The organism is Alcanivorax sediminis (assembly GCF_009601165.1).
GTDB classification, from domain to species: Bacteria; Pseudomonadota; Gammaproteobacteria; order Pseudomonadales; family Alcanivoracaceae; genus Alcanivorax; species Alcanivorax sediminis.
In genome coordinates, this window is record NZ_WIRE01000001.1 from 2,398,792 (window position 1) to 2,414,764 (window position 15,973).

General features: G+C 56.6%; 13 protein-coding genes and 2 tRNA genes. 9 read left to right on the plus strand and 6 right to left on the minus strand.

The features are described 5' to 3' along the window. Nucleotides 1-152: 152 nt before the first annotated feature. The 3 genes from gltX (at nucleotide 153) to GFN93_RS10900 (ending at nucleotide 2,052) form a co-directional block, all read left to right on the plus strand. Nucleotides 153-1,637 carry a glutamate--tRNA ligase gene (gltX, locus tag GFN93_RS10890; protein ID WP_153501116.1) on the plus strand — a complete coding sequence of 495 codons (1,485 nt, stop codon included), beginning with the start codon at nucleotides 153-155 and terminating at the stop codon, nucleotides 1,635-1,637. A gap of 258 nt (nucleotides 1,638-1,895) precedes the next feature. Beyond that, nucleotides 1,896-1,971, plus strand: a tRNA-Ala gene (locus GFN93_RS10895). A 5-nt stretch (nucleotides 1,972-1,976) separates the two neighbouring features. After that, nucleotides 1,977-2,052, plus strand: a tRNA-Glu gene (locus tag GFN93_RS10900). 107 nt (nucleotides 2,053-2,159) lie between these two features. Here GFN93_RS10900 and GFN93_RS10905 read toward each other — a convergent pair. The 6 genes from GFN93_RS10905 to gltA all read right to left on the minus strand — a co-directional run bounded on the left by GFN93_RS10905 (nucleotide 2,160) and on the right by gltA (nucleotide 7,757). Continuing rightward, nucleotides 2,160-2,939, minus strand: a complete 780-nt coding sequence (locus tag GFN93_RS10905) for a TIGR01458 family HAD-type hydrolase (RefSeq protein ID WP_153501117.1) — start codon at nucleotides 2,937-2,939, stop codon at nucleotides 2,160-2,162. Nucleotides 2,940-2,981: 42 nt separating this feature from the next. Then, nucleotides 2,982-3,680 (minus strand): RES family NAD+ phosphorylase, encoded by a 699-nt coding sequence (locus GFN93_RS10910; RefSeq protein ID WP_153501118.1) that lies wholly within the window; start codon nucleotides 3,678-3,680, stop codon nucleotides 2,982-2,984. After that, a complete protein-coding gene (locus GFN93_RS10915; protein ID WP_153501119.1) occupies nucleotides 3,671-4,078 on the minus strand; it encodes an MbcA/ParS/Xre antitoxin family protein in 408 nt (135 codons plus the stop codon). The genes GFN93_RS10910 and GFN93_RS10915 overlap by 10 nt, the downstream gene beginning before the upstream one ends. Before the next feature lie 266 nt (nucleotides 4,079-4,344). Further along, the gene (locus GFN93_RS10920; RefSeq protein WP_153501120.1) at nucleotides 4,345-5,223 is read right to left on the minus strand and encodes an NAD(P)-dependent oxidoreductase; all 879 of its coding nucleotides are present in this window, start codon (nucleotides 5,221-5,223) and stop codon (nucleotides 4,345-4,347) included. After that, complete coding sequence (locus tag GFN93_RS10925; RefSeq protein WP_153501121.1) at nucleotides 5,220-6,311, minus strand: SMP-30/gluconolactonase/LRE family protein; 1,092 nt, start codon at nucleotides 6,309-6,311, stop codon at nucleotides 5,220-5,222. The genes GFN93_RS10920 and GFN93_RS10925 overlap by 4 nt, the downstream gene beginning before the upstream one ends. Nucleotides 6,312-6,473: 162 nt before the next feature. Beyond that, a complete protein-coding gene (gene gltA / locus GFN93_RS10930; RefSeq protein WP_153501122.1) occupies nucleotides 6,474-7,757 on the minus strand; it encodes a citrate synthase in 1,284 nt (427 codons plus the stop codon). Nucleotides 7,758-8,235: 478 nt separating this feature from the next. On the opposite strand from gltA, the gene sdhC reads away from it, so the two are divergent. The 6 genes from sdhC (at nucleotide 8,236) to odhB (ending at nucleotide 15,959) form a co-directional block, all read left to right on the plus strand. Next, entirely contained in the window at nucleotides 8,236-8,610 is a 375-nt protein-coding gene (gene sdhC, locus GFN93_RS10935; protein ID WP_328594538.1) for a succinate dehydrogenase, cytochrome b556 subunit, read from the plus strand. Beyond that, nucleotides 8,604-8,975 carry a succinate dehydrogenase, hydrophobic membrane anchor protein gene (gene sdhD, locus GFN93_RS10940; protein WP_153501123.1) on the plus strand — a complete coding sequence of 124 codons (372 nt, stop codon included), beginning with the start codon at nucleotides 8,604-8,606 and terminating at the stop codon, nucleotides 8,973-8,975. Before sdhC ends, sdhD begins: the two co-directional genes overlap by 7 nt. Before the next feature lie 3 nt (nucleotides 8,976-8,978). Further along, nucleotides 8,979-10,754, plus strand: coding sequence for a succinate dehydrogenase flavoprotein subunit (gene sdhA, locus GFN93_RS10945; RefSeq protein ID WP_153501124.1), 1,776 nt, complete (start codon nucleotides 8,979-8,981; stop codon nucleotides 10,752-10,754). Nucleotides 10,755-10,768: 14 nt separating this feature from the next. Further along, complete coding sequence (locus tag GFN93_RS10950) at nucleotides 10,769-11,485, plus strand: succinate dehydrogenase iron-sulfur subunit (RefSeq protein ID WP_153501125.1); 717 nt, start codon at nucleotides 10,769-10,771, stop codon at nucleotides 11,483-11,485. Nucleotides 11,486-11,872: 387 nt separating this feature from the next. Continuing rightward, on the plus strand, nucleotides 11,873-14,707 hold the full coding sequence (locus GFN93_RS10955) for a 2-oxoglutarate dehydrogenase E1 component (protein WP_153501126.1): 2,835 nt from the start codon (nucleotides 11,873-11,875) through the stop codon (nucleotides 14,705-14,707). A 13-nt stretch (nucleotides 14,708-14,720) separates the two neighbouring features. Next, complete coding sequence (odhB, locus tag GFN93_RS10960; RefSeq protein ID WP_153501127.1) at nucleotides 14,721-15,959, plus strand: 2-oxoglutarate dehydrogenase complex dihydrolipoyllysine-residue succinyltransferase; 1,239 nt, start codon at nucleotides 14,721-14,723, stop codon at nucleotides 15,957-15,959. Nucleotides 15,960-15,973 lie beyond the last annotated feature (14 nt).

The window sequence follows — 15,973 nt, forward strand, 5'->3', positions numbered from 1 at the left end:
CCTTATGGAGGTTTTTGCCGATGTAATGTGGCGGCAATGGGCAGCCACAATCCGATAAGAGCTCAACAATAGCAGAATGGAGGGGGCTGGCGTCTACATGGCGCACGTTTTGACAGGTATAATCCGCGCCAGTTTGCACATATGGAGTCAGCATGACTGTTCGCACACGCGTTGCCCCGTCCCCCACTGGTGATCCCCATGTAGGTACCGCCTACATTGCCCTTTTCAATCGCTGCTTTGCTCACCAGCACGGTGGTCAGTTCATTCTGCGCATCGAAGATACGGATCAGACCCGCTCTACCAATGAGTCCGAGCAGATGATTCTGGATTCACTCAAGTGGTTGGGGTTGACCTGGGATGAAGGCCCGGATGTGGGTGGTCCTCATGGTCCTTATCGCCAGAGTGAGCGTAAGGACATTTACCGGGAATATGCAGAGACGCTGATCGAGAAGGGCCACGCGTTCAAATGCTACCGCACCAGTGAAGAGCTGGACGTGCTGCGTGCAGGGCTGAAAGAGCAGGGGCAAAACCGTGCGCTCAAGCCCCAGGACCTGGAATTACCTGCGGAAGAGCAGGCTCGCCGGGAAGCCGATAACGCCCCATACGTGATTCGCATGCGTGTGCCGTTCGATGGTCGCTGTGAAATCCAGGATATGTTACGCGGCACGGTGGAACTGGACTGGTCCCTGGTGGATGCCCAGATCCTGCTCAAGTCCGATGGCATGCCAACCTATCACCTGGCCAACATTGTTGATGACCACCTGATGGAAATCACCCATGTCATCCGTGGTGAGGAATGGTTGAATTCGGCGCCCAAGCACAAGCTGCTGTACGAATATTTTGGCTGGCAAATGCCGGTCCTGTGTCATATGCCGCTGCTTCGCAATCCGGATAAATCCAAACTCAGCAAGCGCAAGAATCCCACCAGTATCCTGTTCTATCAACGCATGGGCTATCTGCCAGAGGCTTTGGTGAATTACCTGGGGCGCATGGGCTGGTCCATGCCGGATGAGAGTGAGAAGTTCACTCTTGAGCAGATGCAGGCCGCTTTCGATATTCAGCGTGTGTCACTGGGTGGCCCGGTGTTTGATGTGGAGAAGCTGAGCTGGCTTAACGGCCAGTGGCTGCGTGAGCAGAGTGATGAGCAATTCCTCGACTCCCTTCTCAACTGGGCCTACAACCGCGACTACGCCATGAAGATCATTCCTCATCTGCGTCAGCGGGTGGAGACCCTTTCGGAAGTGGCAGACAAGGCGGCTTTCTGTTTCAACGGCATGCCCGCCATTAGCCTTTCAAGCTTTGAGCACAAGCAATACAGCCATGAGGACATGGTGGTCTGGCTGCAGTACTTGCTGTGGACCTATGAGGCGCGTAGCGAATGGACACGTGATGGCTTGTTTGCAGATGCCAAGGCCATTGCGGATGCCCTGGACGTGAAGATCAAGGACTTCCTGCTGCCGGTGTTTATCGCGATTGCAGGCACCAGCGCCAGTTTCTCGGTGGTGGATTCCATGGAAATCATCGGCTCTGATGTCAGCCGTGCCCGTATTCGTCATGCCATCGAGGTGCTGGGCGGGGTGTCCAAGAAGCAGATGAAGAAGCTGGAGAAAGCGTACCGCGATCTGCCGGTGGGCTGAGTGGCGTGTTGACAGAGTTTCGAGTTGCGAGAAGCGAGTTTCGAAGAGCAAAACAGGAAACCCGTGCCAGCAGGAAGGTTTTCGTAACTCGAAACTCGTCACTCGCTACTGCTTTTGTCCAGTTTTTCAGCAACTTGCCCAGAATGTAGGCAAACAGACTGCATTCTGAAAAAAAGCACCTGTTGGCGCTTGACAGGTTGGGGGTGGCCGGTAGAATACGCCGCACCTACCGAGACGCACATTGTCTCACTGGTACCTGGGGCTATAGCTCAGCTGGGAGAGCGCAACACTGGCAGTGTTGAGGTCAGCGGTTCGATCCCGCTTAGCTCCACCAAATACGTCCCCTTCGTCTAGTGGCCTAGGACACCGCCCTTTCACGGCGGTAACAGGGGTTCGACTCCCCTAGGGGACGCCACATAAAGAAGCCTCACTCGCAAGAGTGGGGCTTTTTTATTGGCCCCTCTGCGGCTTTAGCAGGCTTCACGCACCACGCCATTCTTAGCCCGGCTCCAGGCGACGCATTTATGCTCCAGTGACGTCGCTGATATGCCTGGCCAGAGCCAGGATGTCGGGTTGGAGCAGGAAGTTGCCGCCAATTCTGTCCTCGTCTCCCTCGCGGTACTTTCCTGTTTTCACCAGGCACGCCTGCATGCCGCTATTCAGGGCGCCTTCCACGTCGCCATGGATATCGTCACCCACCATGAGTGTTTCTTCGGGAGTGGTGCCAAGACTGGCCATTACCTGCTCGAAGAAAGTGGGTGCAGGCTTGCCGGCGATAATGGCCGTTTGCCCGCTGGCATATTCAAGGGCCCGGACGAAGGGCCCGGCATCCAGGTGAAGGCCGTCATCCAGCTGGTAGTAACGGTTGTCACCTATGGCGATCAGGGGGGCGCCGCTGTGAAGCAGTCGAAAGGCTGTATCAAGGTGCTGATAATCAAATTTTTTGCCTGCGTCGCCAACCAGTACGGCATTGGCGGGCTGAGCCTGAAGATCGATAAACTCCTTTTTCAGATTGGGGTGTATCAGGCAGTAGGGGTGTAACTGGTGTTGCGAGAGGTAATCGTGGGCGGCCTGGGGGGCGGTGAATAACTCCTCTGGGTCGATTTCCAGTTCCAGACTGGCCAGATCGTTGAGTATCTGTGCACGGCTGCGCTGGGAGGTATTGGTAGCGAAGCGCAAGGGGAGGCCTGTGGCACGGAGCCGTATCAGCGCTTCCCGTGCACCTGGCAGGGCATGTGGCCCTTGATAGAACACCCCAGCCAGATCCAGGCAAATGGCGCTGAGTGGCTGCGAAGCTGTCATGGTGGCCTCCGTGGAATCCTCAGAATAGGCCGGTAACCGGGCTCAGCTCAAGCGGCGAATGGTCAAGGTATGGGCAATTTTTTCACCATCCCAGACGTATTCATAATGGCTGGTGGGAATCACTTCACTGATCGGTTTGGGGGTGAGCAAGGCGAAGCAGGCGTTGCCCGGGGAACGCACGGATTCATAGTGAATGCCAGGCTCCTCGCGTTGGCGGAGATTGGCTCCTAACCGTTGGGCTTCAGAGTAATCCTCGCTAGCGTGCCAGTGGGTATAGTCATCGGCAGGGGTAATGTCTACCAGGTGGGCGCTAAACGCGGTTCTCAGGCCGCACATGACAATCCGGTCATACTTGAGTCCGTCGATGTTCTGAAAATAGCGTTGCTGGTGATAGCGGGTTTCGGCGATGGCGGTATTGATGTGGTCGGCGCAGTAGTAAACACCAAAATCACCGTTTGAAAATCGCGATCCTGCCGGGTTGATATGGACAAACGGCCCCAGAGCATAGTTACAGCCGGGAATACCCCACGGGCGTTGTTCTTCCGGTACCCGGTTGAGCTGCCCGACCTGTTGCTGCAGTCGCGGATTGGTGAGGGCCTGAACCGCAAACAGGGCGTCGAAATCTGTTTGATCGGCCACATCATCAAAGATATGAATGGGCGGGTACTTGCTGTTCACCAGTCGGTAGGCCGTCTGTTGCTGAAATGCTGTGTGTGGCAAATCGTTGATATTTACCCCCATTGGCCGCCTCGCAGGCTGTCCAGTTGCCGGTGTACCTCGTAGAGGGCAGCCACCGTGCCACCTGTCATGATGTCCATGGGAGAGGCGCCATTGAAGAAGGCATTGTGGTTGGCCATGCGGACAAAGCCGTAAACGTTCTCCGGGTTGCCGAACAGGGTGCGTAGCGCCTGATGGATATTGAGCAGATAGCTGAGACGTTCAAGCAAATCCTGGCTGACCCGGGCGCTGTCCGGCTGAGCTTGATACTTGTGAAGGGTAGAGCGGCCTACCCCCAGTAGCGCCATTTTCTCTTTTTCGCTGCATTGCCAGAGAGCGAGAATGTTCAGTACCGCACGTAGCGCGGCATGGCGAGCGCTGTCATCCAGACTGAGGGGTGAGGTGTTGTCGGCGATTTGCATGGTGCCTCCCGTACAATATGTGTCCAATTATGATCCATTGCCAGATAAATGTCTATATATAGGCATTTATAAATGGTTGGGCGACGGGTGGGGCGTGCACAAAATAAAGGCATGGTGTGCCGGGAGCAGGCGGGGCGTTGGCAAGTCTGCCCAAGATCGGGGCGGCGTTATCAGAGCGGAGTGACAGGAAGCGAGGATCAATACGCAAATTTGGACTCTGTATGGGCTCAGCCCGGGCGACCCGAAGCCGCGCTTCCTGCAGAGGGTTACTCTCCCTTTTCTCTGAGTCTTCGCAGCAGCGAGGATGTGTCCCAGCGTCCGCCGCCCATGGCCTGGATCTCACGGTAGAAGTCATTCACCTGACGGGTAACAGGGAGGGCTGTGCCATTGTTGGCCGCCTCTTCCAGGCACATTTCCAGGTCTTTGCGCATCCAGTCCACGGCAAATCCGTGCTCGTACTCATCGGCGAGCATGGTCTTGTGGCGATGGATCATTTGCCACGAGGAGGCGGCGCCGTGGCTGATGGTATCGAATACCTTGTCGGCATCAAGCCCTGCGTTTTGGGCGAACGCCATGCCTTCGGCGAGTGCTTCTACCAGCCCGGCAACACAGATCTGGTTGACCATCTTGGTGAGCTGACCACTACCGGCAGGCCCCATCAGGCTGCAGGCCCGGGCATAGTGTTGCAGCACAGGTGCTGCCTGCTCAAAGGTGGCTGCTTGGCCACCGCACATGATCGAGAGCTGGCCATTCTCGGCCCCTTGCTGGCCACCTGAAACAGGCGCATCAATGAAATGTGCCTGCTGTTCGCGGCAGGCAGCGTCCAGTTCGCGGGCCATGGCCGCACTGGCCGTGGTGTGATCAATGAGGATGGCGCCAGGCTCCAGGCTTTCAAGAACGCCGCCCTTGCCAAGGGTGACCTGGCGCAAGTCATCATCGTTGCCGACACAGACGAAGACCATGCTGGCGCCACAGGCAGCCGCTGCGGGCGTCTTCTCGCAGGCTCCTGGGTAATCCTGTATCCACTGATCGGCTCGGCTGGCGGTGCGATTGAATACGGTCACTGACATGCCGGCATTTGCCAAGTGGCCTGCCATGGGATAGCCCATGGTGCCGAGACCGATAAAGGCGACCTTGATCGTCATTGTGCGGTTTCCTCCCGGCCTTCCGGTGCACCCAGCTGGTAGGCGGCAAACCGGGGCTCAGTGAGGCTGCCGAGGTAGAGAGTCTCGCCATGTTGCTCAACACTGGTAATCGGGGCAAAGGCGCCGTCACCGTTGTATTGCAGGTTATGAGTGACGTCTCCCTGCTCATTCAAGCCAAGTACAAAGCTGTAATGAACGGGCTGGGGTTGCAGGAACTGTGGCAGCCGGAAGGCAACCTTGCGTAACAGAGGCTTGTCGGACAGGGCGTCCAGCAGGGCGTTACGCGGGCTGAACAAGGCAACCCAGAAGGTGCCGTCACCATTAGAGGAAATGCCATCCGGAATGCCGGGCAGGTTTTCGAAGAACACATCATGAGTACCGGCCTTCTCGCCCTTGAGCCAGTAGCGAACGATCTGGTAGCTGCCAGTTTCATTCACCAGCACAAAGTCTTCCTCTTTCGAGAGTGCCACGCCATTGGCAAATTGCAGGCCATCCAGCAGGAGTTCCGCGTGCTCGCGGGCCGGGTCATATCGAATCAGTCGTCCATGGCCGCCATGTTCAAGCACGTCATCGCGGGCTTTCATGGCTGGGCCAAATTTGCTGGACGCGTCGGTAAAGTAAAGAACCCCGTTGCTATCGGCATCCACATCATCGGTAAAGCCGTAGTCGATACCATCAAGGGTGGTAGATAGGGGCATGATGGCGCCACTGGGGGAAATGCTCAGCAGCCCTTTGTAGCCATCGGCCACAATGAGATTGCCTTCGGGGTCAAAGTCGAGACCAAGCGGGCGGCCCTGGGTATTCGCGATCAGGTCCGGTTCTTTCCCTTCGGAATTGAAACGGACAATGCGACCATCATCATAGCCGACGTAAAGGCTGCCTTCTTTGTCGATGGCGACATCTTCAGGCCCGCTACCTTCCCCGAGGGCAAGCGTAGTGATGTTGGCCAGTGCGCTGTTGCTGGCATAACGGCCCTCCAGTTTGGGGGCTTCAGGTGCCTGCCAGGCAACGGGCTCAATGGGTACAGGCCAGAACAGCAGGTAGCCTGCCAGGGCGGCAATAATCAGTAGCGCGATAATTTTTTTCATGGGGGCTTCTGTTCGTTTGCAAGCGGAAGGAAGATGCTTGCATGGAGAAGGAGGCTAAGCAAATGAAGGCTGTTAATTTTGCAGTATCAGACTGTCTTGTTGGCGGGGCCCAGGCATAAAAAAAACCGCCCGAAGGCGGTTTTTTTGGCGACAACATTGCGCTTACTTGCGCTCGTTGACCGGAACGAAAGGACGCTCGGCTTCGCCGGTGTACAGCTGGCGCGGACGGCCAATCTTGTACGGATTGGAGATCATTTCGTTCCAGTGTGCAATCCAGCCCACGGTACGAGACAGGGCAAAGATAACAGTGAACATGGACGTCGGAATTCCAATGGCTTTCAAAATGATGCCAGAGTAGAAGTCCACATTCGGGAACAGCTTCTTCTCTTTGAAGTAGGGGTCGCTCAGGGCGATCTCTTCCAGCTTCATGGCCAGTTCCAGCTGCGGATCGTTCACGCCCAGTTCCGCCAGAACTTCGTGGCAGGACTCACGCATTACGGTGGCGCGCGGGTCGTAGTTCTTGTAAACGCGGTGACCGAAGCCCATCAGCTTGAACGGATCGTTCTTGTCCTTGGCCTTGGCAATGTAGGCATCGATGTTATCCAGGGAGCCGATCTCATCGAGCATGTTCAGTACAGCTTCGTTGGCGCCGCCGTGTGCCGGGCCCCACAGGGCGGAGATGCCAGCAGCGATACAGGCGAACGGGTTTGCACCGGAGGAGCCAGCCAGACGCACGGTAGAGGTAGAGGCGTTCTGCTCGTGATCAGCGTGCAGGATGAAAATGCGATCCATGGCCTTGGCCAGGGTGGGGCTGATCTTGGATTCTTCGCACGGGTTGCCGAACATCATGTGCAGGAAGTTTTCTGCGTAACCCAGGTCGTTGCGTGGGTACATGAAGGGCTGGCCCAGAGCGTACTTGTAGCACATGGCCGCGATGGTGGGCATCTTGGCAATCAGACGGTACGCGGTGATTTCACGATGCTGCGGGTTATTGATGTCCAGAGAGTCGTGATAGAAGGCAGACAGGGCGCCAACCACACCACACATGATGGCCATCGGGTGCGCATCGCGACGGAAGCCGTTGAAGAAGTTGCGGATCTGCTCATGAACCATAGTGTGGTTCTTCACCGTGCTCACAAACTCTTCTTTCTGTTCTGCAGATGGCAGTTCACCGTACAGCAGGGTATAGCACACTTCCAGGTAATCGGATTTGCCTGCCAGCTCCTCGATGGAGTAGCCCCGATGCAGCAGCTTGCCTACTTCACCGTCGATGAAGGTGATCTTGGATTCGCAGGAAGCGGTGGAGGTAAAGCCCGGGTCAAAAGTGAAGACACCGTTGGCTACCAGGGAGGACACGTCGATAACGTCGCGGCCCAGAGTCGGGGAGTAGATAGGAAGGTCTAGATCCTTACCCTCTACATTAAGAGTGGCTTTCTTCTCGGTCATGGGAATCTCTCCATTGGCGGACAGGGAACATTCCTGCGAAGTAGCAGTGCAAACTTCATCAAGGCAAGGAAGGTCCTCCAAAGCGCGGTGGAAGGTAAAGTTTTGACACACCTTTGTCAACGCGAACCGGGGAACTTGCGGGTCAGACTTTTGTAGGGTAAACAGCGTGTTACGGTTGTGGCACAATTCTGCGCCATCATGGTGCAGTGAGAATTTTCACGCTCCTATGATGGGCATCATTTAAAATCAACGCGTTAGATATACAGCTGCGTACATAAATGGTGCGCACTGTTTGTTTTGCGCAAGTTGCGGCGATATACTGCCGCCCGTCAGAGCGCCTGGTGGCATTCTGATGGAAGGGCCCACCCCGGCCCGGCAGCTTGTTGAGATCAGAGTCGGATTTTTTTGATCTCAGCTACGCTACCAAGTTCCCGACAACCGCCCCGCATGTATGGGGCCCGGCTATAAGTAGGCTACCGTGAACGACAAGCGACCCGTTAACCTCGATCTGAGCACGATCAAGTTCCCGGTCACGGCTATAGCATCCATTACCCACCGTGTAACCGGCGTTGCCATTTTCCTGGCGTTGCCGATTCTGCTGTGGATGCTGGATCGCTCCCTGGCGTCTCCCGAGAGCTTTGCGGACCTGAAAGAACTGATGACCTCCCCGCTGGTGAAGCTGGTGGTATGGGCCATTCTGGCTGTATTGCTGTATCACCTGGTGGCTGGTATCCGCCACCTTGTTATGGACACCGGCGTTGGTGAAACCCTGGAAGGCGGCCGCCGTGGCGCCAAACTGGTCTTCATCATCTCTGCGGTGCTGATTCTGCTGGTAGGAGGTTGGATATGGTAACCCCTGTTACTAGTCTTGGCCGAAATGGCCTGTACGACTGGCTCATTCAGCGAGTTTCCGCTGTCATTATTGGTGTGTACCTGATCGGCATGCTGGGCTATCTGATGTCCACTGGCGACCTGGATTACGGCAGCTGGAAGTCCTTTATGGGTTCCGTTTGCATGCAGATTGCCAACACTCTGCTGGTAATTTCCGTTGCTGCACATACCTGGGTAGGCCTGTGGGGCGTAACCACTGACTACCTGACCAGCCTGACCTTTGGTAAAGCCGCTACCGGCGTTCGCCTGATTGCTCAGTTGGCTATCGCTCTGGCTTTGGTTGTTTACCTGCTTTGGGGTCTGGTTCTGATCTGGGGAGGAGCGTAATCCATGTCCATTCGCACTATTACATTTGACGCTATCGTCGTAGGTGGTGGTGGTGCCGGTATGCGCGCCTCACTGCAGATGGCCCAGTCCGGTTTCAAGACTGCGCTGATTTCCAAAGTTTTCCCGACTCGTTCGCACACCGTATCCGCCCAGGGGGGTATCACCTGTGCGATCGCGTCTGCCGATCCCAACGATGATTGGCGCTGGCACATGTACGATACCGTCAAGGGCTCCGATTACATCGGTGACCAGGACGCGATCGAGTACATGTGTAATGTAGGCCCTGAAGCGGTGTTCGAGCTGGACCACATGGGCCTGCCGTTCTCTCGTACTGAAGAAGGGCGCATCTATCAGCGTCCGTTTGGTGGTCAGTCCAAGAACTTCGGTGAAGGTGGCCAGGCTGCCCGTACCTGTGCCGCTGCTGACCGTACCGGTCACGCGTTGCTGCACACTCTTTACCAGCAGAACCTGAAGAACGGCACCCAGTTCTACAATGAGTGGTACGCCGCTGAACTGGTTAAGGACGATGAAGGCAATGTCTGTGGCGTCATCGCCATCGACATCGAGTCCGGCGAGACCGTGTTCTTCAAGGCCAAGGCAACCGTTTTTGCCACCGGTGGTTCAGGCCGTATTTACGCCTCCACCACCAATGCCCTGATCAACACTGGCGACGGCGTGGGCATGGCCCTGCGTGCAGGCCTTCCGGTTCAGGACATTGAAATGTGGCAGTTTCACCCGACCGGCATCGCCGGTGCAGGTGTACTGGTAACCGAAGGTTGCCGGGGCGAGGGTGGCTACCTGATCAACAAGGACGGCGAGCGTTTCATGGAGCGTTACGCGCCTAACGCAAAAGATCTGGCGTCCCGTGACGTTGTGGCCCGTTCCATGATGATGGAAATTCTGGATGGCCGCGGTGCCGGTCCGGATGGCGACCACGTATTCCTGAAGCTGGACCACCTGGGTGAAGAAGTGCTGCACAGCCGCCTGCCGGGCATCTGTGAACTGGCCATTACCTTCGCCCAGACCGATCCGGTGAAGGAGCCGATCCCGGTTGTACCGACCTGTCACTACATGATGGGTGGTATCCCCACTAACGTTCACGGTCAGGCGATCAAGCTGTCTGGCGGCCACGAAGGTGAGGATCAGTTCGTTAACGGTCTCTTCGCGGTGGGTGAAGTAGCCTGTGTGTCTGTACATGGTGCGAACCGTCTGGGCGGTAACTCGCTGCTGGATCTGGTGGTATTCGGTCGTGCAGCCGGTCTGTTCATCGAAGATCAGCTTCGTCAGGGCATGACCCAGTACGAGCCGACCGATGCCAACATCGACCAGGCCATGGCGCGTCTGAACCGTTGGGAATCTTCCACCGGTGGCGAATCCGTTCCTGCCCTTCGCAAGGAGCTGCAGAACGTGATGCAGAACCATTTCGGTGTATTCCGCAAGGGTGACCTGATGGCGGAAGGTGTGGCCAAGCTGGCTGACCTGCGCAAGCGTATCGCCAACGCTCACCTGGAAGACAAGAGCAAGCCGTTCAACACCGCGCGAATTGAAGCGCTGGAGCTGGATAACTTGCTGGAAGTGGCTGAAGCGACTGCAATTGCTGCCGAAGGTCGTACCGAGAGCCGTGGCGCCCATTCCCGTTACGACTACCCGGATCGTGACGATGAGAACTGGCTGTGCCACTCCATCTTCGACCCGACAGCCAAAAAGCTGGGCAAGCGCGACGTGAACTTCAAGCCGAAGACTGTCGACACCTTCCAGCCCAAGGCTCGGACCTACTAACGGAGAGTATTACGATGAAAGTTAGTATCTATCGCTACAATCCGGAGACGGACCGCGAGCCGAGCATGAAGGAGTATGAGGTTGATACCCAGGGTAAAGATCTCATGGTTCTGGACATCCTGGCTCTGGTAAAAGAGCAGGACCAGTCTCTGGCATATCGTCGCTCCTGCCGTGAGGGTGTATGTGGCTCTGACGGTATGAACATGAACGGCAAGAATGGCCTGGCCTGTATCACCCCGTTGTCCCAGGTGGCTCCGGGTGTACTCGAAGGCAAGAAGCCCTTGATCCTGCGCCCGCTGCCGGGTCTGCCGGTCATTCGTGACCTGGTGGTGGACATGGGCATGTTCTACAACCAGTACGAGAAGGTGCAGCCGTACCTGCAGAACAGTTCGCCGGCTCCGGCCATCGAGCGCCTGCAGTCTCCGGAAGAGCGTGCCAAGATCGACGGTTTGTATGAATGTATCTTGTGTGCCTGCTGTTCTACCAGCTGTCCGAGCTTCTGGTGGAACCCGGACAAGTTCCTGGGTCCGGCAGCATTGTTGCAGAGCTACCGCTTCCTGGCGGATAGCCGTGACACAGCAACTGAAGAGCGTCTGTCCAAGCTGGACGACCCCTTCAGCCTGTTCCGCTGCCACGGCATTATGAACTGTGTCAGCGTTTGCCCGAAGGGGTTGAACCCCACACGGGCCATCGGTCACATTCGTTCCATGCTGTTGGAACGGGGTATCTGACCCATCAGGAAAGGCGGCCAATTGGCCGCCTTTTTTGTTTATGGGTGGCCATGATTTGACCCTTTTGAACTGTCTATTCGACGTTTTGCCAATTGAGGTCAGATGGAAATCCATTCATAACATGTTTTATGAGTTCGGCGTCTAACAAAACCTTAATAAAAGGGCTACACTAGGTGCCGTTCGAGGTAATCCCTCGAATGCGAGTCAGCGTTAGGCCGATAGCCTCCACCAGGGTTTTCGGCCTTTACTGTACTCAAGGGGGGGGCAGGGCTTAAAAGGCGTTGCTCCTGACAATCAGAAGCGTACGGGAACAGGGTCATTCCCCCTGTGGTCGCGGTTACATCAACCACAGTTGTGTGACAATTCCCGCGGAAGGAACGAGCAAAAATGCAAGACAGTTCCATGCAGCGTCAATGGCAGTCCTCACACATTGGAGGAGCCAATGCTGCCTATGTCGATGAACTGTACGAATCCTATCTGACCGATCCCAATTCCGTGCCGGAAGACTGGCGCGTTTATTTCGAAAAGCTCCCCAGCGTAGATGCCGCCGTCGAATCAGACGTTCCCCATGCGGCCGTGCGTGAATATTTCCTGCTTCAGGCCAAGAATCGCTCCCGCGTACAGAAGTTCGGCGCCAGTGCTGTCAGCACAGAGCACGAGCGTCGCCAGGTACGTGTGCTGCATCTTATCGCGGCCTACCGTAACCGGGGCCACCAGGTGGCCAAGCTGGATCCGCTGGGCTTGATGGAGCGCGAAGCTGTTCCTGATCTTGAGCTGGCGCATCACGGATTGAGTCCTGCAGATCTGGATACCGTCTTTCAGACCGGCAACCTGTTTATTGGCAAGCCCGAAGCCACTCTCCGTGAAATCGTAGACTGTCTGCAGACGACGTATTGCTCCAGCGTTGGCGCTGAGTACATGCATATCGTCAACACCGCCGAAAAGCGCTGGCTGCAGCAGCGCATGGAAGGTGTGCGCAGTCATCCCGAGTACGGACAGGACATCAAGGCTCATATCCTCGAGCGTCTCTCCGCTGCAGAAGGGCTGGAAAAGTATCTGGGCAGCAAATATCCGGGTACCAAGCGCTTTGGCCTTGAGGGTGGTGAGTCACTGATTCCGTTGATGGACGAAATGATCCAGCGGGTTGGTAGCTACGGCGCCAAGGAGATGGTCATCGGCATGGCCCACCGCGGCCGCCTGAATGTGCTGGTGAACACCCTCGGCAAAAGCCCCAAGGACCTGTTTGAAGAGTTCGATGGCAAGAGCTTTATCGAATCCGGCTCCGGTGACGTGAAATATCATCAGGGTTTCTCCTCCAACGTGCTGACCTCTGGTGGCGAAGTTCACTTGGCCATGGCCTTCAACCCGTCTCACCTGGAGATCGTGTCTCCGGTGGTAGAGGGTTCGGTACGTGCCCGCCAGGACCGTCGCAACGATGTGGCGGGTGAGCAGGTTGTACCTATTCTGATTCACGGTGATGCGGCGTTTGCCGGTCAGGGTGTAGTCATGGAGACATTCCAGATGTCCCAGACCCGCGGTTTCTACACTGGCGGCACCCTGCATGTCATCATCAACAACCAGGTCGGCTTCACCACATCCAAGCGTGAAGATGCTCGTTCCACTGAATACTGCACCGACGTCGCGAAGATGGTCCAGGCACCGATTTTCCATGTGAATGCGGATGACCCGGAAGCAGTGTACTTCGTGACTCAGCTGGCGGTGGATTACCGCATGCAGTTCAAGAAGGATGTGGTAATCGACCTGATCTGCTATCGCCGACTGGGCCATAACGAGGCGGATGAACCGTCTGGTACCCAGCCGCTGATGTACAAGAAGATCAAGAGTCACCCGACCACCCGGACCTTGTACGCTGAGCGCCTGATCAATGAAGGGGTTGTCAGTGAACAGGAAGCCCAGAAGACGGCCGATGATTACCGCAACATGCTGGATGCCGGTAACCACGTAGTGAAATCTCTGGTGCGTGAGCCTAACAAGGCGCTGTTCGTTGACTGGTCCCCCTACCTGGGACATCAGGTTGAAGATGACTGGGATACCGGCTACCCGCTGAAGAAAATCCAGACGCTGGCCACTCGCATGGAGTCGCTGCCGGAAGGGTTCGTGGCGCAGCGGCAGGTGAAGAAGATCCTTGAAGACCGCCACAAGATGACGGCGGGTGCCATGCCCCTGAACTGGGGTTATGGCGAGATCATGGCGTACGCCACCCTGCTGGATCAGGGCTTCAATGTCCGTTTGACCGGCCAGGACTGTGGTCGAGGCACTTTCTCCCATCGTCATGCCGTGCTGCATAACCAGAAGGATGGTGAGCGTCATGTGGCGCTTCAGCATCTGGATGACAATCAGCCGCGCTTTGATCTTTATGACTCACTGCTCTCTGAAGAAGCTGTGTTGGGTTTTGAATACGGCTACGCCACAACGACCCCCAAATCCCTGGTGATCTGGGAGGCACAGTTTGGTGATTTCGCCAATGGTGCTCAGGTGGTGATTGACCAGTTCATCTCCTCAGGTGAGTCCAAGTGGGGACGTTTGTGTGGTCTGACCATGCTGCTGCCTCATGGCTATGAAGGGCAGGGGCCGGAACACTCCTCTGCACGTCTGGAACGATTCCTGCAGCTGTGTGCCGAGCACAACATGCAAGTCTGCGTGCCCAGCACCCCGGCCCAGATTTTCCATTTGCTGCGTCGTCAGGCGATTCGCCCGCTGCGCAAGCCGCTGGTGATCATGAGTCCGAAGAGCCTCCTGCGTCACAAGAAAGCGATTTCCACACTGGACGATCTGGCTACCGGCAAGTTCGAAACCGTGCTGGATGATGTGGGCGACCTGAATGCCAAGAAGGTCAATCGGGTGGTGATGTGCTCCGGCAAGGTCTACTACGACCTGCTTGAAAAGCACGAAGCAGAAGGGCGAACCGATACTGCGGTCGTGCGGATTGAGCAGCTCTATCCGTTCCCTGAGCAGCGACTGGCCGAAGTCCTGTCTGGCTACCCGAATTTGAAGCATCTGGTGTGGTGCCAGGAAGAGCCGATGAACCAGGGCGCCTGGTACTGTTCCCAGCATCATATGTATCGGGTTGCCTATCAGGTAGGCGTCGCGCAGGTCCATTACGCAGGCCGTGAAATGGCTGCCGCACCGGCGGCCGGCTCAATGGCTCTTCATATCGAACAACAGCAGCGTCTGGTTCAGGACGCCTTCGAGATCAAGTAAATAAGGATTAGTCATGGCGACTGACATCAAAGCCCCGCAGTTTCCCGAATCCGTAGCGGATGGCACCGTGGCCACCTGGCACAAGCAGGAAGGCGAAGCGGTAAAACGTGACGAACTGCTGGTTGATATTGAAACTGACAAAGTAGTTCTGGAAGTAGTGGCGCCCGCAGATGGCGTGGTGAGCAAGATTCTGGCACCTGAAGGTGACACCGTCGAAAGCCAGCAGGTCCTGGCTCACTTTGAAGAAGGTGCAGCCGGTTCTGCTTCTGCCCCTGCTGCCAGTGCGGCCCCGGCCGAGGAGTCTGCACCTGCAGCGGCTGACGAAGCCGCCGCTACTGAAGACAACAGTGCCTCTGACCAGGCAGGCCCTGCGGCCCGCAAGCTGATGAGTGAGCATGGTGTGGCGGCCAGCCAGGTAACAGGTACTGGCAAGGGTGGCCGCATTACCAAGCAGGATGTCGAGCAGGCTATTAGCAACAAGGCCGAGCAGCGTGCAAGCCAGCCCGCTCCTCAGCAGCCCGCCACTGTGGATGTGCCGGCTACACCTGGCGAGAGAGAAGAACGCCGGGTGCCCATGACCCGCCTGCGCAAACGTATTGCTGAGCGCCTGGTTTCTGCCCAGCAGGATGCGGCTATGTTGACCACCTTTAACGAGGTGAACATGAAGCCGATCATGGAGATGCGCAAGAATTACCAGCCTGAGTTCGAGAAGGCACACGGCGTGCGTCTTGGGTTCATGGGCTTCTTTACCCGCGCTTGCGTGGAAGCGTTGAAGCGCTTCCCGGCCGTGAACGCGTCCATTGATGGTGATGATATCGTTTACCACGGTTACTACGATGTGGGTGTGGCGGTATCAACCGACCGTGGCCTGGTGGTGCCGGTGATTCGTGATGCAGATCAGAAAGGTCTGGCGGAAGTGGAGTCACAGATCATCGACTTCGGCCAGAAGGCGCAGAAGGGCAAGCTTTCCATTGAGGAAATGACGGGGGGAACCTTTACCATCTCCAACGGTGGTGTATTCGGCTCCCTGATTTCCACGCCGATCCTTAATCCGCCGCAGACTGCGATCCTGGGTATGCACAAGATCCAGGAGCGTCCGATGGCGGTGGATGGCAAGGTGGAAATTCTGCCGATGATGTATCTGGCTCTGTCCTATGATCACCGTCTCATCGACGGCAAGGAAGCGGTACAGTTCCTGGTCGCGGTCAAGAATTTCATCGAAGATCCAGCTCGTCTGCTGCTGGATATCTGATCAATGCCGCACGC